The 17,473-nt window shown below is 67.8% G+C and carries 17 protein-coding genes; 12 read left to right on the plus strand and 5 right to left on the minus strand.

The window, feature by feature from the left end; genetic code table 11:
* Window positions 1–129: 129 nt before the first annotated feature.
* Together ACQR1X_RS27485 and ACQR1X_RS27490 are read right to left on the minus strand one after the other, a co-directional pair.
* Window positions 130–915: an ABC transporter permease gene (locus ACQR1X_RS27485; protein WP_315805591.1), complete on the minus strand. Its 786-nt coding sequence runs from the start codon at window positions 913–915 to the stop codon at window positions 130–132.
* 215 nt (window positions 916–1,130) lie between these two features.
* Entirely contained in the window at window positions 1,131–1,937 is an 807-nt protein-coding gene (locus tag ACQR1X_RS27490) for an ABC transporter ATP-binding protein (protein WP_315805599.1), read from the minus strand.
* Between the two features lie 154 nt (window positions 1,938–2,091).
* Between ACQR1X_RS27490 and ACQR1X_RS27495 the strand changes: the two genes are divergently transcribed.
* The 6 genes from ACQR1X_RS27495 (at window position 2,092) to ACQR1X_RS27520 (ending at window position 7,318) form a co-directional block, all read left to right on the plus strand.
* Window positions 2,092–2,886, plus strand: a complete 795-nt coding sequence (locus tag ACQR1X_RS27495) for an ATP-binding cassette domain-containing protein (protein ID WP_315805590.1) — start codon at window positions 2,092–2,094, stop codon at window positions 2,884–2,886.
* On the plus strand, window positions 2,883–4,439 hold the full coding sequence (locus ACQR1X_RS27500) for a glycine betaine ABC transporter substrate-binding protein (protein ID WP_434900013.1): 1,557 nt from the start codon (window positions 2,883–2,885) through the stop codon (window positions 4,437–4,439). The genes ACQR1X_RS27495 and ACQR1X_RS27500 overlap by 4 nt, the downstream gene beginning before the upstream one ends.
* A 212-nt stretch (window positions 4,440–4,651) precedes the next feature.
* Entirely contained in the window at window positions 4,652–5,107 is a 456-nt protein-coding gene (locus tag ACQR1X_RS27505) for a MarR family winged helix-turn-helix transcriptional regulator (protein ID WP_316239592.1), read from the plus strand.
* Window positions 5,108–5,157: 50 nt separating this feature from the next.
* Window positions 5,158–5,766 carry an isochorismatase family protein gene (locus ACQR1X_RS27510; RefSeq protein WP_434900014.1) on the plus strand — a complete coding sequence of 203 codons (609 nt, stop codon included), beginning with the start codon at window positions 5,158–5,160 and terminating at the stop codon, window positions 5,764–5,766.
* On the plus strand, window positions 5,763–6,092 hold the full coding sequence (locus tag ACQR1X_RS27515; RefSeq protein WP_315805586.1) for a hypothetical protein: 330 nt from the start codon (window positions 5,763–5,765) through the stop codon (window positions 6,090–6,092). The genes ACQR1X_RS27510 and ACQR1X_RS27515 overlap by 4 nt, the downstream gene beginning before the upstream one ends.
* Entirely contained in the window at window positions 6,089–7,318 is a 1,230-nt protein-coding gene (locus ACQR1X_RS27520) for an MFS transporter (protein WP_434880274.1), read from the plus strand. The genes ACQR1X_RS27515 and ACQR1X_RS27520 overlap by 4 nt, the downstream gene beginning before the upstream one ends.
* Window positions 7,319–7,320: 2 nt before the next feature.
* On the opposite strand, the gene ACQR1X_RS27525 is transcribed toward ACQR1X_RS27520, so the two are convergent.
* Entirely contained in the window at window positions 7,321–7,716 is a 396-nt protein-coding gene (locus ACQR1X_RS27525) for a rhodanese-like domain-containing protein (RefSeq protein ID WP_316183553.1), read from the minus strand.
* Between the two features lie 186 nt (window positions 7,717–7,902).
* Between ACQR1X_RS27525 and ACQR1X_RS27530 the strand changes: the two genes are divergently transcribed.
* The 4 genes from ACQR1X_RS27530 to ACQR1X_RS27545 all read left to right on the plus strand — a co-directional run bounded on the left by ACQR1X_RS27530 (window position 7,903) and on the right by ACQR1X_RS27545 (window position 12,333).
* On the plus strand, window positions 7,903–8,790 hold the full coding sequence (locus ACQR1X_RS27530) for an IclR family transcriptional regulator (RefSeq protein WP_434900015.1): 888 nt from the start codon (window positions 7,903–7,905) through the stop codon (window positions 8,788–8,790).
* Between the two features lie 17 nt (window positions 8,791–8,807).
* A complete protein-coding gene (locus tag ACQR1X_RS27535; RefSeq protein ID WP_434900016.1) occupies window positions 8,808–10,004 on the plus strand; it encodes a CaiB/BaiF CoA transferase family protein in 1,197 nt (398 codons plus the stop codon).
* A gap of 86 nt (window positions 10,005–10,090) precedes the next feature.
* A complete protein-coding gene (locus tag ACQR1X_RS27540; RefSeq protein WP_315805581.1) occupies window positions 10,091–11,077 on the plus strand; it encodes a Bug family tripartite tricarboxylate transporter substrate binding protein in 987 nt (328 codons plus the stop codon).
* 32 nt (window positions 11,078–11,109) lie between these two features.
* Complete coding sequence (locus ACQR1X_RS27545; protein WP_434900017.1) at window positions 11,110–12,333, plus strand: ABC transporter substrate-binding protein; 1,224 nt, start codon at window positions 11,110–11,112, stop codon at window positions 12,331–12,333.
* A 45-nt stretch (window positions 12,334–12,378) separates the two neighbouring features.
* Here ACQR1X_RS27545 and ACQR1X_RS27550 read toward each other — a convergent pair whose 3' ends face one another.
* Window positions 12,379–14,088: a sulfatase-like hydrolase/transferase gene (locus ACQR1X_RS27550; protein ID WP_434900018.1), complete on the minus strand. Its 1,710-nt coding sequence runs from the start codon at window positions 14,086–14,088 to the stop codon at window positions 12,379–12,381.
* 199 nt (window positions 14,089–14,287) lie between these two features.
* Window positions 14,288–15,220, minus strand: a complete 933-nt coding sequence (locus ACQR1X_RS27555; RefSeq protein ID WP_434900019.1) for a DUF2380 domain-containing protein — start codon at window positions 15,218–15,220, stop codon at window positions 14,288–14,290.
* A 189-nt stretch (window positions 15,221–15,409) separates the two neighbouring features.
* Between ACQR1X_RS27555 and ACQR1X_RS27560 the strand changes: the two genes are divergently transcribed.
* Together ACQR1X_RS27560 and ACQR1X_RS27565 are read left to right on the plus strand one after the other, a co-directional pair.
* Entirely contained in the window at window positions 15,410–16,825 is a 1,416-nt protein-coding gene (locus ACQR1X_RS27560) for a HAMP domain-containing sensor histidine kinase (protein WP_434900039.1), read from the plus strand.
* Window positions 16,822–17,463 carry a response regulator transcription factor gene (locus tag ACQR1X_RS27565; RefSeq protein WP_315805577.1) on the plus strand — a complete coding sequence of 214 codons (642 nt, stop codon included), beginning with the start codon at window positions 16,822–16,824 and terminating at the stop codon, window positions 17,461–17,463. Before ACQR1X_RS27560 ends, ACQR1X_RS27565 begins: the two co-directional genes overlap by 4 nt.
* The last annotated feature ends 10 nt before the right edge of the window (window positions 17,464–17,473 follow it).

Raw genomic sequence — 17,473 nt, forward strand, 5'->3', positions numbered from 1 at the left:
GGGACCCATAACCCCAGGGAGTGGTTTGGGGCACACGGGACGACCCGTCTTTTCCAACCGCGATATCACGCGGTATGGGTCCCGGCGTTCGCCGGGACGACGGCGGAGGATGTGGGAGCACCGCGCCCCTCACCGCCCATCCGCCGCATCAGGCCGCCACACCAGGAGCCGCCGCTCCACCAGCGTGACGCAGATGTCGATCAGGATGACGAACGCCGACAGCACGAACATGCCGGCGAACACGCCGGCGACGTCGAAGATGCCTTCGGCCTGCTGGATCAGATAGCCGAGGCCGGCGGCCGAGCCGAGATATTCGCCGACGACAGCGCCGACGACGGCGAAGCCCACCGAGGTGTGCAGCGACGAGAACATCCAGGACAGCGCCGACGGCCAATAGACGTGGCGCATCAACTGCCGCTCGCTCATGCCGAGCATGCGGGCATTGTCGCGCACCACGGTCGAGACCTCCTTCACGCCCTGATAGACGTTGAAGAACACGATGAAGAAGACGAGCGTCACGCCGAGCGCGACCTTGGACCAGATCCCCAAGCCCAGCCACAGCGTGAAGATCGGCGCCAGCACCACGCGCGGCAGCGCATTGGCCATCTTGACGTAGGGATCGAACACGGCGGCCACCAGCGGCTTGCGCGCGAACCAGAAGCCGACCAGGACGCCGCCGAGCGAGCCGATCGCGAACGCCAGGATCGATTCCCACAGGGTGATCGCGAGGTGCTTCCAGATCGCGCCGGTCGAGAACCATTTGACGACCTGCGCTGATACGTCGACCGGATTGGAGAAGAAGAATGGCGGAAGCCAGATGCGCCCGAACACCGGCACGGTGGCGAAGAACTGCCACAGCGCAATCGCGACGATGGCGACCAGCAGCTGCAGCGCGAGCAAACCAAGACGCGACATTCAGGCCGCCTCGCGCTGCGTGAGGGGTCCACGGCCGACGCCACTTGCGCCGCTGCGCTCCCTCCCCCCTTGTGGGGGAGGGCTGGGGAGGGGGGTCCCCCAACCACCAGTCTTTCCGGGGTACCCCCCTCCCCGACCCTCCCCCACAAGGGGGGAGGGAGCACACTGCACGCGCCGAAACAGCGGGGCTCCCACGAAGCTCATTGCCGCCCCCATCACACCGCCTCCGCCTGCTTGTAGGTCTTCTCGACCTCGGACTTCAGCGTCTGCCAGATCTCGCGATGCAGCTCGTGGAACTCGTGCTTCATGCGCACCTCGAAGATGTCGCGCGGACGCGGCAGGGTCACGCGCCAGTCGCCGATGATGCGCGAGGCGGGGCCGGCCGACATGATGACGACGCGGTCGGCGAGCGCGATCGCCTCCTCCAGATCGTGAGTGACGAACAGCACCGCCTTGCGGTCGGCATTCCAGAGATCGAGCAGCAAATTGCCCATGATCTGCCGGGTCTGCGCGTCGAGCGGCCCGAACGGCTCGTCCATCAGGATGATGCGGGGATTGCGGATCAGCACCTGGGCGAGCCCGACGCGCTTGCGCTGGCCGCCAGACAGCATGTGCGGATAGCGGTTGCCGAAGGCGCCGAGGCCGACCGAGGTCAGCCATTGCTGCGCCTTGGCGGCCGCATCCTTCGACGGCGAGCCCGCGACCTCGAGCCCGATCGCGACGTTCTCCAGCGCGGTCTTCCATGGGAACAACGCATCGGCCTGGAACAGATAGCCGGCGTCGCGATTGAGGCCGGCCAGCGGCTGGCCGAAGATGCGCACCTGGCCGGCGGCCGGCTTCAGCAGTCCCGCCGCCACGTTGAGAAGGGTGGATTTGCCGCAGCCGGTCGGCCCGACGATGGCGACGAACTCGCCGTCGGCGACGGCCAGATCCGCCGTCTCGACGGCGGTGTAGGTGCGTCCGCCGGCGAGACGGAATGCCACCGTCGTTCGCTCCAGCGCGACCGCGGCGGCCGTGGGCATCGTCACGTCCAAGTTCCTCCCCGGAGAATGGCCGGGACGGCTTAGCCGCTTGCGCGGCGAAGTTCAACGCGCGGCCCGGACGTGCTAGGTCATCTGACTGAGCCCAAGGCCAACACCTCCGCCAACACCTCGGCCAACCGTTCCGCAAGGCCGCATGCCGCGCACGCCGTTCATCGTCTACGCCAACGTCCGCAAGAGCTTTCCTGGTCCGTCGGTCACCGTGACCGCGGTCGACGGCGTATCGATGGAGGTCGCCGAGGGTGAGTTCCTGGCGATCGTGGGCGGCTCCGGCTCGGGCAAGACCACGCTGCTGCGGCTGACCAACCGCCTGATCGAGCTGGACGGCGGCGCGATCCGGATTGCCGGTGAGGATATCGCCGGCCTCGATCCTGTCAGCCTGCGTCGCCGCATTGGCACCGTGTTCCAGAACGGGGCGCTGTTTCCGCACATGACGGTTGCCGCCAACATCGGCATCACCCCCAGGCTGCTGGGGACCCCGCCGGCCGAGATCGCCACGCGCGTCGGCGAGCTGCTCGACCTCGTGCGGCTCGACCGCAAGGCCCATCGCGACCGGCTGCCGCACGAGCTCTCCGGCGGCCAGCGCCAGCGCGTCGGCGTCGCCCGCGCGCTCGCGGCGCGGCCGAAGATCGTGCTGATGGACGAGCCGTTCGGCGCGCTCGATCCGCTGACGCGTGATGCGCTCGGCAGCGACTACCGCGCCCTGCACGAGCAGTTCGCGCTGACCACGATCATGATCACGCACGACATCACCGAGGCCCTGCTGCTCGCCGACCGCATCGCGGTGATGCGCGGCGGACGCCTAATCGAGATCGGCACGCCGGCCGAGCTCGCGGCCAGCCGCGAACCCTACGTGACGGAGCTGATGACGACGCCGCGCCGGCAGGCGGCGCGGCTGGCCGCGCTGCTGCCCGAAAGCGGCGCAGCATGAGCGCCCTGTCCGATCCACGCTTCACCGAGGCGCTGTCGCATCTCCCTGACTATCTCGGCAGCCATCTGCGCGTGAGCCTCGCCGCGCTGGCGCTCGGCCTTGCCGTGAGCTTTCCACTGGCGCTGCTCGCGCGCAATCGCCCTGCCCTGCGCAATCTGCTGCTCGGCGCGGCAAGCGTGGTGCAGACGGTGCCGGGACTGGCGCTGCTGGCGCTGTTCTATCCGCTGCTGCTGGCGCTGACGGCACTCACCTTGCGCTGGTTCGGGCTCTCGTTCTCGGCCTTCGGCTTCCTGCCCGCGGTGCTGGCGCTGGCGCTGTATTCGATGCTGCCGGTGCTGCGCAACACCATCACCGGGCTGAACGGCGTCGACGCAAGCCTGATCGAGGCCGCCAAAGGCGTCGGCATGACCGAGCGCCAGGCGCTCACGATGGTGGAGCTGCCGCTGGCGCTGCCGGTGATCATGGCCGGCATCCGCACCGCTGCGGTGTGGGTGATCGGCACCGCGACCTTGTCGACGCCGATCGGCCAGACCTCGCTCGGCAACTACATCTTTGCCGGGCTGCAGACCCAGAACTGGGTGCTGGTCGTGTTCGGCTGCGTCGCCGCCGCCGTGCTGGCGCTTGCCATCGATCAGTTGCTGGCGCTGATCGAGCATGGCCTGCGCAGGCGCAGCCGTGCCCGTGTCGGGCTTGGCACCGCAACCATCGCGCTCATGGTCGGCGCCAGTCTCCTGCCCTCGCTGGCCGGCGGCTCGGCACGCTACGTGATCGGCGCCAAGACCTTTACCGAGCAATATGTGCTGTCGGCCTTGATCAGCGAGCGGCTGCAGGCATCCGGCCTCTCGGCGACGACACGCGCCGGGCTTGGCTCCAGCGTGATCTATGAGGCGCTGAAAAACGGCGACATCGACGCCTATGTCGACTATTCCGGCACGCTGTGGGCCAACCAGTTTCACCGCAAGGAGCCGTTGCCGCGCGCCGCGCTGCTCGATACGCTGAAGCAGGATCTCGCCAAGGACAAGGTGAGCCTGCTCGGCGAGCTCGGCTTCGAGAACGCCTACGCGCTGGTGATGCCGCGCAAGACGGCCGAGGCGCTCGGCATCCGCTCGATCGCCGACCTCGCGCGTCACACCAGCGACATGTCGATCGCCGGCGACTACGAGTTCTTCTCGCGCCCGGAATGGGCGGCTTTGCGCGACGCGTATGGCCTCGCCTTCCGCGCCCAGCGCCAGATGCAGCCCGACTTCATGTATGCCGCGGCCGCCTCCGGCGAGGTCGACGTGATCGCCGGCTACACCAGCGACGGCCTGATCGCGAAATACGATCTCGTCGTGCTCGACGACCCCAAGCAGGCGATCCCGCCTTACGACGCGATCCTGCTGCTGTCGCCGAAGCGTGCCGAGGACCGCGCGTTGCAGGATGCGTTACGACCGCTGCTCGGCCGCATCGACATCGCGACGATGCAGCAGGCCAATCTGCGCGCCTCCGGCAGTGACGCGGAGTCCTCGCCGCAGGCGGTGGCGCGCTGGCTGTGGGCGAAGATCGGGAAGTAGATCATCCGCTTTCCGAGTTCTGCCTGATCGCTCCCGACGTTACGACTGCTTGTCCGGCCAATTCGATCGCAATCATCTCTCGCGCGCGAGCCCGATAAGGGCTCTTGCAGAGCGAGCGAACGTGTTCGAGCCACAACGCCCCGGGGACCCTGCATATCATCAGTTAAACTTATAAGATTGACTTCATAACTGACCTGCCATAGCCTTGCGGCATGAGCCGACAGTCACCCCGGAAGGTCCCCCCGCCCGCTGCCCATGCCCTGGCTGGCGAGCTGCGGGCGGTCGCCGGCAAGCTGAAGCGCCGGCTGCGCGAGCAGGCTGACGCGGGCGATCTGCCGCCGTCTCAGGTATCGGTGCTGCTTCGCCTCGAAAAAGACGGGCCCACGACGGCCTCGCATCTCGCGCGGATCGAGGGGATGCGGCCGCAATCGATGGGGCCAATCATTGCAGCGCTGGAAAGCGCCGGCCTGGTGCGCGGATCGCCGGACCCGGGGGACGGCCGGCAGACCATCCTTTCGCTGACAGAGGCATGCCGTGTCCGGATCGACGAAGGACGCGCCGCGCGGCAGGACTGGCTGTCGCGCACCATCGCGGCGCGGCTCTCGCCAGCGGAGCAGCAGCAACTCGCTTCAGCCATCGTGCTGCTCAGGCGCCTGGTCGACGACTGACGCGTGACGGCCGCGCGCAAACGCGCGCCGCGTGCAAGAGGAGATCATCAATGGCGCTCACGCAGCTCGATCTGAATACCGCGCTCATCGTTGTCGATCTGCAGAAAGGCATCGTCGGCGCATCCTTGCTGCATCCGATCGGCGAGGTCATCGCTCGCGCTTCCGCCTTGGCGGAACGTTTCCGCGCGCTCAGGCTTCCGGTCGTGCTGGTCAATGTCGCCGGCACCGCCCCGGGACGGACCGAGCGGCCGCCACGTCTCACCGCGCCGTTCCCTGCGGACTGGGCCGATCTCATCCCCGAGCTGAACCGGCAACCGCACGACATCGTGGTGACCAAGCGGACCTGGGGCGCCTTCGCCAGCACCGATCTGGAGACACGATTGAAGGCGCGCGACGTGACGCAGGTGGTCGTTGCCGGTGTGGCCACCGGCACCGGCGTCGAGTCCACGGCGCGGCAAGCGTATGAGCAGGGCTTCAACGTCACGCTCGCCGTGGCGTATGAGCAGGGCTTCAACGTCACGCTCGCCGTCGACGCCATGACCGACACGCGCCCCGAGGCGCACCAGTACAGCCTCACCCATGTCTTTCCGCGACTGGGCGAAACCGGCACGTCTGCGGACATCATCCGACTGCTCGACGCGAGGACCCCCCTGACATGACCTGGCTTGATCTCTTTTCCTATTTCTTCGGCGGCGCCTTCCTGGCCAACGCCGTTCCGCATGTCGTCGCCGGCCTGATGGGTCAGCCGTTCCAGAGCCCGTTCGCGAAACCTTCGGGACGCGGCCTCTCCTCGTCGACGGTGAACGTGCTCTGGGGCCTGTTCAACGTCGCCGTCGGCTATCTGCTCGTCTGCCGCGTCGGCGATTTCGAACTGAGAAACACAAGCGATGTCGTGGCTCTCGGCCTCGGCTCGCTCGCCATCGGCCTGATGCTCGCGCGACACTTCGGCGCGCTCCATGGTGGCGATCTGCGGAAGCGATCATGACGGGCAAGGCGCCGGGCATGTTCCGGTCGCTGCACAAGTTCAACTACCGGGTCTGGGCGGCCGGCGCGCTCGTCTCCAATATCGGCACCTGGATGCAACGCACCGCTCAGACTTGGCTGGTGCTGATCCAGCTCACCTCGCATAACGCGTCCGCCGTCGGCACGGTGATGGCGCTGCAGTACGGGCCGCAGCTCCTGCTGTTACCTCTGACCGGCTACGTGGCCGACCATTTCAATCAGCGACGGGTCCTGATCGCCACCCAGGCGACGATGGGAGCGTTCGCGCTCATCCTCGGCCTTCTCACCGTGACCGGCGTCGTCCAGCTCTGGCAAGTCGACGTGTTCGCATTCCTGTTCGGCTGCGCGGCAGCCTTCGACGCTCCGGTGCGCCAGACGTTCGTCGCCGAGTTGGTCGGGAACGACGATTTGCCCAACGCGATCGCGCTCAACTCGACATCGTTCAACGCCGCGCGGATGATCGGCCCGGCAATCGCCGGCATGGTGATCGCCGCGTTCGGCACCGGCTGGGCCTTCCTGATCAACGGCGCGTCGTTCATGGCCGTGCTGGCGTCGTTGAACCTGCTCCGCATCGCCGATCTGCGTCCGAACCCGCGGGCGCAGCACGCCAAGGGAAACGTCCTGGCGAGCGTCACCGCCGGCTTTCACTACGCATGGTCCCACCCGGAGCTCCGGGCCACCTTGATCATGCTCGCACTGATCGGAACGTTTGGGCTCAATTTCCAGATCTTCGTCTCGACGATGGCGATCAAGGTCTTTCACAGCGATGCACGCGGCTACGGCCTGCTGTCCTCGGTCATGGCCGTCGGCACGGTTGCCGGCGCCCTGTTCAACGCCAGCCGGCACAGGCCGAGATTTGGCGCGCTGCTCGCAGGCAGCGGCCTGTTCGGACTAGGCTGCACGCTGGCCGCGCTCGCCCCGACCATCTGGCTGTTCGGCGCCGCGCTCGTCGTCATCGGCGTCGCGGCGCTCATGTTCACCAACACCACCAACAGCCTGATGCAACTTGCGACCGAGCCCTCCATGCGCGGCCGGGTGATGGCGCTGCGCGTCGGCGTCGCACTCGGCGGCACGCCAATCGGCGCACCGATCGTGGGCTGGGTGGCCGACAGCCTCGGCCCGCGCTGGGCGCTCGGCGTCGGCGCGGCGTCAGGTCTCGCTGCCGCGCTCGTTGCCATCGCAGTGATGCGAACGCCGCATCGAACGTGATCTCACATCCCCGGCTCGATCGGCTTCTCGACCGCGCCGCCGCTCTCGGCCCAATCCTTGAACGCGCCGACATTGAAGACCTTGTCGTAGCCGAGGTCCTTCAGCGTCTTCCCTGCCAGCGCCGAGCGGCCGCCGGAGGCGCAATACAGAATGACGCTCTTGTCCTTGCTGAAATTCTTGTCGTGATAGGGCGAGTCCGGATCGGCGCGGAATTCGAGCATGCCGCGCGAGACGTGATGCGCGCCTTCGATCTTGCCGCTCTTCTCGACCTCTGGCGCATCGCGCACGTCGAGGACGAGCGTATTGCCCTTGGCGATCATCGCCTGCGCCTCGGCCGGCGCGATTTTCGGCACCGCGGCGTTGGCGGCTTCCAGCATCTGCTTGACTGAGGTCGACATCGATTTCCTCCCGGACGTTGACGAGACAGCGGTAGCGGTCCGCCGGCCGGTTCACAACCCTCGATCAGGGGACAGGCGCGGGGCGCAGCAAAGGAAACTGCAGCCGCTTTGTCCACATAGTGGACGCTCATAGCCGAAAATAACAAGCATATGGACTCCACGGGTGTCATCGGTCATTCTTCAACCATGTCCGTTTCCCGCCCCCTCCCGATCAGCCGCGACCGCGCCGTCGAAACGATGCTCGCGGACAGCGCCAGCGATGCCGCCTTTGCCACAACCCTGGCCAAGGGCCTGTTCGTGCTGGAGGCGTTCGGGACCGGATCGGCGGTGCTCGGCAACATGGACATCTCGGTCCGGACCGGAATTCCGCGGCCGACCGTGGCCCGGCTGACCCACACCCTCACCGAGCTCGGCTACCTCTCGTTCGATCAGGCGCTCGCGAAGTATCGCCTCGGCATCCGCGCGTTGCGGATGGCGCATCCGCTGCTCGCCGACATGCCGTTCCGGCAGATCGCGCGGCCGCTGATGCAGGATCTCGCCGCGAGCGTCCGCGGCACCGTGTCGATCGGCCTGCTCGACGGCAGCGCCGTGGTCTATGTCGAGACCGCGCGCTCCGGCGACGTCGGCCCGCATGTTCCCGACATCGGCATGCCGATCTCGGTGGTCGCGACCGCGATGGGGCGCGCCGCGTCGTCGATCCTGCCGCCAGGCGCGGCCTCGCGTTTCGACGCGCAGCTCGCCGCCGGCGACGCCGAGCAATGGAGCGATTTTTCCGCACTCTATTTCGGCGGCATCACGCAATGTGCCGATCGCGGGTTCTGCACCTGCATCGGCGAATACATGCCGGCGATTCACGCCGTGGCCGCGCCGCTGCATTACGCGGCCAGCTCCGGCCGCGCCTTCGCGATCAATTGCGGCATACCCGCCTTCCGGCTGCAGCCGGGCCAGCTCGAGGCCGAGATCGGCCCGCGCATCACGGCGCTCGCCGCCAGCATCCGGGCGCTCATCAACGAAGCCGAGCCCGAGATCATCAGGCGCGCGCCGGAGCCGGCGCTTGCGGCTGAAGCCGGCTGAGACAGGTGCATCACGACATGGCCGGGCCACTCCAGGGTTTGCGCGTTCTCGACATCGCCACGATCATCGCGGCGCCGTTCGCGGCCACGCTGCTCGCCGATTACGGCGCCGACGTCCTGAAGATCGAGATGCCGGGCCAAGGCGACGGTGTCCGCACCTTTCCGCCGTTCAAGGACGGCAAGCCGCTGTGGTGGAAGACCGCCAACCGCAACAAGAGCTTTGCGACGCTCGACCTGCGCACGCCCGACGGGCTCGCGCTGTTCAAGCGGCTGCTGCCGCGCTTCGACGTGTTGATCGAGAACTTCCGCCCGGGCACGCTCGATCGCTGGGGGCTAACGAAAGAGGTGCTGTGGTCGATCCAGCCGCGCCTCGTCATCCTGCGCGCCACCGCGTTCGGGCAGGACGGGCCGTACAAGGACCGTCCGGGCTTTGCCCGCATCTTCGAGGCGATGGGCGGCCTCACCTACATCACCGGCGAGGCTGATGGAGAGCCGACCCATCCAGGCTATCCGATCGGCGACGCCATCGGCGGCGCGTTCGGCGCGATTGGCGTCCTCGCGGCGTTGTGGAAGCGGGCGCGCGACCCCGACGCGCCGGGCGAGGAAATCGACCTCGCGCTGACCGAGGCTGTCTTCCGCCTGCTCGATGTGCTGCCGGTGGAGCACGATCAGCTCGGCTTCAGCCGCAGCCGGATCGGCAACGCCAACGGCTACTCGGCGCCGGCCGCGGTCTACCGCACCCGCGACGATCGCTGGGTCACCTTGGCCGGCTCCACCAACGCGCTCTACGCCGCCAATTGCCGCGCCATCGATCGTCCCGACCTGATCGACGATCCGCGCTTCGCCGACAACGCCTCGCGGGTGAAGCATGCGGCCGAACTCAATGCGATCTTCGCCGCCTGGTGCGCGGCGCATGACCTCGATGATGTCGTCGCCCGCTTCACCGCGGCCAAGGGAACGATCGCGCCGATCTACGCGATCGACCAGATCGCAGCCGATCCGCAGGCGATCGCGCGCGAGATGATCACGCGCGTGCCCGACCGCGATTTCGGCTCGGTGGCAATGTCGAACGTCGTACCGCGCTTTGGCAACGATCCGGCGACGCTGCGCCATGCCGCAGGCGACGTCGGCCAGGACAACCTCGAGATCTACCAGGGCTGGCTTGGACTGTCAGACCAGGAGATGGACGATCTCGCGCGCAGGAAGGTGATCTGACGCGGCGCGAACAGATACGACCAGGCGCAGCGAAGAACGCGCCGGAGCAGCCCGGACAAGGGATGCAGCAGACAGGGAGATGCGCGATGAGACCATTGACGATGACGCGCCGTGGCCTGCTCGGTGCCGGGGCCGCGCTGGCCCTGGGCCGCAGCCATCCCGCACGCGCCGAGGGCGAGTGGCCGACCCGCATGGTGCGGCTGATCTGTCCCTATGGCGCCGGCGGCGCCAGCGACATCTCGCTGCGCCTTCTGGCGACGGAGTTCGAACATCACCTCGGCCAGCAGTTCATCATCGAGAACAAGCCGGGCGCCGGCAGCCGCATCGCCAACGACGTCGTCGCCCGCGCCGCACCCGACGGCTACACCCTGCTCTACGCCGCTGCGCCCTACGTCACCGCCGAAGCGCTGTTCGGCAAGCTGACCTACGACCCGATCAAGGATCTGCGCCCCGTCGCCGGCACCGTCGTCGCGCCGATCTTCCTGATGATCAGCGCCAACGCGCCGTACAAGACGCTGGCCGAGCTGATCGCCTACGGCAAGTCCAAGCCCGAAGGCCTGACCTTCGCCTCGCCGGGCGCCGGCTCGCAGCCGCATCTCGCCGCCGAGCTGCTGTTCCGCGACGCCAAGGTGACCGGCCTCAACATTCCCTTCCGCGGTGACTCGATGGCCTACACCGAGCTGCTCGCCGGCCGCGTCGACGCGACGCTGACCGCGATCAGCACGGCGCTGCCCTATATCCAGGCCGGCCAGTTTCGCGTGCTCGGCGTCGCCGCCACCGAGCCGAGCGCGATCTATCCGCAGGCGCCGACGCTGCGCGAGCAGGGCCTGCCGAACGTGGTCGCGTCGGGCTGGTACGGCTTCATGGCGCCGGGCGCGACGCCGCAAGCCATCGTCGACCGGCTGTCGCGCGAGATCATCGCCGATCTCGCCGCTCCCGAGGTGAAGCAGAAGCTGTTCGCACAAGGGCTCGACGTGCAGCCGCGCGACCCCACGGCGTTCGGCCAGTTCATCGCCGACGAAACCAAAAAATGGAGCGCGGTCATCCGCGACGCCGCCATCAAGGCCGAATGAGTTTCACAAAAAATAACCAGGGAGTGGATGTGATGAGGAATGGGACCACTGCGCTGGCCGCGCTTGCTCTGCTGTCGCTGGCAGCGACCGCGCCGGCGCTTGCTGCGGAGAAGAAGTACGACACCGGCGCCAGCGACAGCGAGATCAAGGTCGGCCAGACCGTGCCGCTGAGCGGCCCGGCCTCGGCCTATGCCACCATCGGCAAGGCGCAGGCCGCCTATATGAAGATGGTCAACGACCAGGGCGGCGTGAACGGCCGCAAGATCAACCTGATCCAGTATGACGACGCCTATTCGCCGCCGAAGACGGTCGAGCAGGTGCGCAAGCTGGTCGAGAGCGACGAGGTGCTCTTGACGTTCCAGATCATCGGCACCGCGCCGAACGTCGCCGTGCAGAAATATCTCAACGCGAAGAAGGTGCCGCAACTGTTCGCGGCCACCGGCGCCTCGCGCTTCACCGATCCCAAGAACTTTCCCTGGACGATGGGCTTCAATCCGAGCTACGTCGTCGAAGGCCGCATCTACGGCCAGTACATTCTCAAGACCCATCCCGACGCCAAGATCGGCGTGCTCTACCAGAACGACGATCTCGGCCGCGACTATCTCGCCGGCCTCAAGGCCGGGCTGGGCGACAAGGCCGCCAAGATGATCGTGGCCGAATCGTCGTACGAGATCACCGAGCCGACGATCGATTCGCACATCCTGAAGCTGAAGGACGCCGGCGCCGACCTGCTGTTCAGCGCCTCGACGCCCAAGCAGGCGGCGCAGGCGATCAAGAAGGTCGCCGAGCTCGGCTGGAAGCCGGTCCACATCGTCGACATCAACGCCAATTCGCTGGGCGCCACCCTGAAGCCCGCCGGGCTCGAGAATGCCAAGGGTCTGATCAGCGTCGGCTACGTCAAGGATCCGCTCGAGGAGGGCTTCAAGAACGACCCCGGCGTGCAGCGCTATCTCGCCTTCATGGAGAAATACTATCCCGACGGCGACAAGGGCTCGAACTTCAACGTCTATGGCTACATCACCGCCGAGCTCCTGGTCCAGGTGCTGAAGCAGTGCGGCGACGAGCTGACGCGGGAGAACGTGCTGAAGCAGGCCACCCATCTCGACCATGTCGAGCTCGGCATGCTGCTGCCGGGCATCAGCATCACGACCTCGCCGACCGATTATCGCGTCAACAAGCAGTTGCAGATGATCCAGTTCGACGGCGCCCACTGGCAGAACATCGGCGGCATCGTCACCGACGCGGCCGCGGATTAGCAGCGGCGGCTGCGCCCCTGATCGGCCGACCTTGGCGTCGGCCGGTCACAGCCCGCGGATCAGCTCGGCGTCGATCAGCATGCGGTTGAAGCGGCGCGCCTCGGCGCCGTCGCCGCAGGCGTAGAACACGCCCTTGCAGCGGAGCATGATCTCCTTCTGCTCGGCGAAGGACGGATCGAGCGGAATTCCGGCGGCATCGAGCGTGACCAGCGGCAGATAGGCGGCGTCGATCCGGTCCATCACGACCGCGCTCTGGCGCGGCTCGAAATTGACGGCGTCGATCGCGTAATACGTCCGATAATAGCGCGGGTCGTAGCTTTCGAGCTTCTCGCCGATGCCGGCCTCGTCAAGCTTGGGATCGAGAATGTGCGGCGAGAACTCCGGCTGGTGGTCGCCATAGCGGACGATCAGGAACGGCTGGTCGCCGAACCTCTTCTTCAGGCTGGCGAGAAAGCGCTGATAGTCCGCCGCGCTCATCATCTGCCGGCGCAGATATTCGTCGATCGAAGGCAGATTGCCGGGCGCACGCCAGGACGGCGTCAAATCAGGCCGGAACGTCGTCTCCCACGGGAAATGGTTGGCGGCGAGATAGACGAACATGAACAGCGGCTTGCCGCGCGGCCGGTGCTGCATCACATCGAGCGCGGCATCGTAGAAGAAGCCGTCGGGCTCGACGCCCTTGGCGCCGAGATCGCGCGCGTCGAGGAAACGATCGACACCGACAGTGGTCTGAAAGCTGCGCGCGCTCATGAAGGCGCCCTGCGCGGGATAGAGCGACACCGTGTCGTAGCCGCAATTGCGCAGCGCCAGCGGCAGGCCGCGCTCGACCCGGCCGGACGCAATCCGCGTCACGAAATAGGCGAAACGGCCGAACGAGCGCGACGACAGGCCGGCGAGCACGTTGTACTCGGTGAACCAGCTCGGGCCGCCATTGCTCTCGGCCATGAACTGCCGCGCCTTGCCGTCGAACGACTTGAAGTGGCTGCCATAGCCATCGGGCACCTTGATGCCCTCAGCCGAGCGGATGTCGAAACTGGATTCGTCGTGGATCAGCACGATGTTCGGCCGGCGCGCGGCCGGATGACAGGAATCCGGGACGAAGGCAGCCAGACTTCGATCAGCCGTGGCGTCGGATTCCATGAAGCCGTTGGCGAGGAAGTCGGACACCGCCGTGACGCCGGAGCGCGCGAATTTCGACAGATAGCCGTCGTCATAGTAGCCGCGCCAGGCCTCGTCGCGCCAGTTGAGCGAATACAGCGTCAGCGCCGCGAGGCAGGCGAGCTTGCCGGCGAGCGCCGGCAGCCGCGCGATCCGGAACGGGTCGGCCCACCACAGCAGCCCCAACAGCGGCAACACGACCGCGACGGCCACCAGCACCGACAGCTTGAGATTCGGAAAGATCGTGAACAGGAATGCCGCGCTGTCGTGATCGATCAGCATCACGTCGACGAAGTTCGCGGTCATCTGGACCACAGCGTGCTTGAGCTGCGACAGCAGCACCAGCACCACGACCATGGTCAGCGCCAGCGCGGCCGACACCGCAGGCCGCCGCAGCAGCACCAGCCAGAAGCCGTTCAGGATGCCCCAGGCCAGCACGAAGCCGAGCCGCGAGCCGAAATCGGTCTCGGTGTGCAGCATCAGAGCGAGCGCTGCCACATGCGGCGCGGCGACGGCGGACAGCCGGACGGTGGCAGAGCGTGTTGCGCTCGCCGCGGCGAGCGTGGTGATCGGTTGGTCGTTCGGGGTCAGTGACATCAGCCGGTCGAAAGCAGGCGCCCTTCGCCGGCGCATGCCGACAGATCAAGGAAGCCGATCCTGTCATTCGACCGTAATGAAATCGTCACAAATCACAACAGCCCGGATTTGCACGGAGCCGCGCGCCGATCGTCCGGCATGGCGGACCGGCGCAGCTCCCGGCGACAGCTCCGGGACCGGAGCGATGGCCGGGCCGCGATCAGCGCTCCGAGCCGGTCTCGAGCAGCCGCTCGCGCACCAGACGCACCGCGCCGCGACTCCAGGAATAATTGGCGCCGAGGCGCAGCCCGCTGTCGCCGGCGACGACGAGTGTGCCACTGTCGGCCTGGCGGACGCGAAAACCGATGATGTATTCGGTGCGGCCGATCCGCCTGACGATGCCGAGCAGCGACTGCTGGGCGCCGACCGCGCGCGCCACTCGCGCCTCGCAATCGTCGCACTCACGCACCGGCTGCCCCGGCTTGATCTCGCCGGCGGCGTCCACGAGGCGGTAGCGCCCGGACTGCGCCAGCAGCTGCCGCACCGCGTCGGTCGCCTCCTGCAGCCCCTTCTGGTCGGACTCCGTCGCGCCGAGCGCAGCGCCTGCGCTGGTGTCGTCGAGCTCGAATGGCAAGAGCGCCAGCCGGATCGGCTCCGGCGGCGCCAGCGCGTCGCGAACCTGGCGCGAGACGAACATCTCGGCGCGCTGCCAGGCCTCGTCCGAGTCACCACGGAACGTGAAGACCTTGTCGAACAGCACCCGACGGGACGTGACGTCGATGGCCGACGCCCGCGCCCACTGCACCAGGGTCGAGAGCTTCTGGACACCACCGGTGACCACGACGGTGGCGCCGGCCGCCGCCGCCATCTGCAGCCGCGCCTCCGGCGACGCATCGGTCGGACAGGACGGAGCGCAGGACGGGCTGACCGGACGCAGCCGCGCATCCGCGGCGACATCGCGGCGGAGCGCGGCGATGAACGCATCCAGCCGCCGCTGATGCGCTGCGGTCTGATCGACCGGCTCGCCGGACGTGTCGAGATAGCTGAAATCATCGACCAGCACGGCCGGGACATCACCAGAGGCGGCGCGGACCGGGCCGGCCGCGAGAGCAAGCGCGAAAACGAGGCAACGGACGAGGCGGCGGTTCGACATGAGATTCCCCTGCAACGATGTCTGGCGCTCCGAAGCTAGATGCCGGCGCGGCATGACTGCAGCGGCGAGGATCCCGGCGAGGCACGGGAAAATTTCACGACCGCATTGTCCACCGGGCCGCGGCGCTTTTGGCCCGGGCGGTTCTGCCGTTAAATGCCGGCGGGCTGGGCTGCCATGGACGCGCCGAAGATGTGGAGCCGCTACGACCTCAAATACCGCCTGACGCTGCGCATCGCGGCGGTCTCGGCGCTCTGCTTCGCGGCGATCTGCGCCTATGTGCTGTTCGACACCGACCGCTCGGTGCATGCGCGCAACGCGCGGATCGCCGAGATCACGGCCCGGACGCTGCAACTGCAGCAGAGCAAGATGCATTGGGTCAACAGCCCGCCGGCCGGCTTTCCCGATCTCGACGCGGTCGCGGCCGCGGCGATGGGACCGGGGCTGTGCATCGCCTATCGCGGCGTCGACGGCGTGATCGTGCAGCGGATCTGCGGCGGCGCGGACGCGCAGGCGGACGATCCGCCCCGCGCCTTCGCGATGCCGTATCGGCGGCTGTTCGATCCGGGCCGGGAAGCGGCACGGCCAGTCAGGTTTCGCGGCGAGAGGACCGGCGATGCGGTCGTCTGGATCGATGCCGGCGTCATGACCGCGGACGCCTGGCGCGAGCTCGGCCGGCTGCTGCCGGTACTCGGGACGGCGCTGCTGCTGCTGTGCGTGCTGGCCTACGCCGCACTGGCCCGCGCGCTGCGCCCGACCCGGCTGATCCGCGCCGGGCTGGAGCGGATCGCCGCCAACGATCTGTCGGCGCGGCTGCCACCGTTCGACCTCGCCGAGCTCTCGGCGATCCGCGATGCCTTCAATCAGCTCGCCGAGGGGCTGGAGACGGCGCTGGTGCAGCGCGGCGAATTGACCCGGCGCCTGATTGCCCTGGAAGACGACGAACGCCGCCACCTCGCCCGCGAGCTGCATGACGAATTCGGCCAGTCGCTGGCGGCGATCCGGGCGCTCGCAGCGTCGATCCGTCACAGCGCGGCGCAGGATTGCCCCGCTCTGGTCGGCGAATGCGACGGCATCGCGCGCACCGCGAGCGACATGATGGAGCAGTTGCGCGGCGCGCTGATGCGGCTACGTCCGCCTGATGTCGACGAGCTCGGCCTCGCCGGCAGCCTCGAAGGCCTCGTGGCCGGCTGGAACCGGCGGCAGCACGGCCGCACCGTGTTCGAGATCAGCCTGTCGGGCGACGTCGACCGGCTGCCCGGCATCGTCGCCAGCAACGTCTACCGCATCGCGCAGGAGGCGCTCACCAACGCCGTCAAGCACGCCGGCGCGACGCGCGTGCGATTGCAGTTGACGCTTCAGGACGGGCCGGCCCAGTCGGCGCCCGAGAGCACGACCGTGCTCACCGTCGAAGATGATGGTCCTGCCGGCGATGCGCCCGACAAGCCGGGCATGGGCCTGCTCGGCATGCGCGAGCGCGTCGCCTCCATGGGGGGCCAGATGAGTTTTGCGGCCACGTCCGGCGGCGCGCGCCTCCGCGTCGAGATTCCGCTCCCGGCCCTGCCCGGCCTCTCGCCTGCGCAGCCGGAAACGGCCTACGCGGCATGACGACGCCCGCCGGCACCATCCTGCTGGTCGACGACCATGCCGTGGTCCGCGAGGGCTACAGGTCGATGCTGCAGAAGCAGCCGGGGCTGCGCGTGGTCGCCGAAGCCGCCGATGGCGCCGAAGCCTACCGGCTGTTCAAGGAGGTCAGGCCCGATCTCGTCATCATGGACCTGACGATGCCGGGCGTCGGCGGCATCGAGGGCATCCGCCGCATCCGGCAATGGGATCGCGGCGCGCGCATCCTCGTGTTCACCATGCATGAGAATGCCGGCTTCGCGGTGCAGGCGATCCGCGCCGGCGCCCGCGGCTATGTCACCAAGAGCAGCCCGCCGGAGGCTCTCGTGCGCGCCGTCATGGACGTGCTGGCAGGCCGCATCGCGATCAGCCCCGACATCGATCACGAGCTCGCGCTCAGCCGCCTCTCCGGCGAGCGCGCCGCCGCCGACGTGCTGTCCGCGCGCGAGTTCGAGGTGATGCAGATGCTGCTGGCCGAACGGACGACGGACGAGATCGCGTCCGCGCTGCATCTCAGCCCGAAGACGGTTGCCAACCTGCACTCGCTGATCAAGGACAAGCTCGGCGTCGCCACCGACATCGAGCTGGTGCGGCTGGCGCTGCGGCAGGGCCTGCTGAGCTGAGCCGGCGGGG

The organism is Bradyrhizobium sp. HKCCYLRH3073, from assembly GCF_051167995.1.
Lineage (GTDB): Bacteria > Pseudomonadota > Alphaproteobacteria > Rhizobiales > Xanthobacteraceae > Bradyrhizobium.

Bases quoted from the DNA above. Each gene is read 5' to 3' on its own strand.
- ACQR1X_RS27515 (WP_315805586.1), top strand. From the start codon at position 5,763: ATGACCTGGCTTGATCTCTTTTCCTATTTCTTCGGCGGCGCCTTCCTG.
- ACQR1X_RS27505 (WP_316239592.1), top strand. From the start codon at position 4,652: ATGAGCCGACAGTCACCCCGGAAGGTCCCCCCGCCCGCTGCCCATGCC.
- ACQR1X_RS27510 (WP_434900014.1), top strand. From the start codon at position 5,158: ATGGCGCTCACGCAGCTCGATCTGAATACCGCGCTCATCGTTGTCGAT.
- ACQR1X_RS27565 (WP_315805577.1), top strand. From the start codon at position 16,822: ATGACGACGCCCGCCGGCACCATCCTGCTGGTCGACGACCATGCCGTG.
- ACQR1X_RS27535 (WP_434900016.1), top strand. From the start codon at position 8,808: ATGGCCGGGCCACTCCAGGGTTTGCGCGTTCTCGACATCGCCACGATC.
- ACQR1X_RS27485 (WP_315805591.1), bottom strand. From the start codon at position 915: ATGTCGCGTCTTGGTTTGCTCGCGCTGCAGCTGCTGGTCGCCATCGTC.
- ACQR1X_RS27490 (WP_315805599.1), bottom strand. From the start codon at position 1,937: ATGCCCACGGCCGCCGCGGTCGCGCTGGAGCGAACGACGGTGGCATTC.
- ACQR1X_RS27555 (WP_434900019.1), bottom strand. From the start codon at position 15,220: ATGTCGAACCGCCGCCTCGTCCGTTGCCTCGTTTTCGCGCTTGCTCTC.
- ACQR1X_RS27525 (WP_316183553.1), bottom strand. From the start codon at position 7,716: ATGTCGACCTCAGTCAAGCAGATGCTGGAAGCCGCCAACGCCGCGGTG.
- ACQR1X_RS27520 (WP_434880274.1), top strand. From the start codon at position 6,089: ATGACGGGCAAGGCGCCGGGCATGTTCCGGTCGCTGCACAAGTTCAAC.
- ACQR1X_RS27530 (WP_434900015.1), top strand. From the start codon at position 7,903: ATGTCCGTTTCCCGCCCCCTCCCGATCAGCCGCGACCGCGCCGTCGAA.
- ACQR1X_RS27495 (WP_315805590.1), top strand. From the start codon at position 2,092: ATGCCGCGCACGCCGTTCATCGTCTACGCCAACGTCCGCAAGAGCTTT.
- ACQR1X_RS27500 (WP_434900013.1), top strand. From the start codon at position 2,883: ATGAGCGCCCTGTCCGATCCACGCTTCACCGAGGCGCTGTCGCATCTC.
- ACQR1X_RS27540 (WP_315805581.1), top strand. From the start codon at position 10,091: ATGAGACCATTGACGATGACGCGCCGTGGCCTGCTCGGTGCCGGGGCC.
- ACQR1X_RS27550 (WP_434900018.1), bottom strand. From the start codon at position 14,088: ATGTCACTGACCCCGAACGACCAACCGATCACCACGCTCGCCGCGGCG.
- ACQR1X_RS27560 (WP_434900039.1), top strand. From the start codon at position 15,410: ATGTGGAGCCGCTACGACCTCAAATACCGCCTGACGCTGCGCATCGCG.
- ACQR1X_RS27545 (WP_434900017.1), top strand. From the start codon at position 11,110: ATGAGGAATGGGACCACTGCGCTGGCCGCGCTTGCTCTGCTGTCGCTG.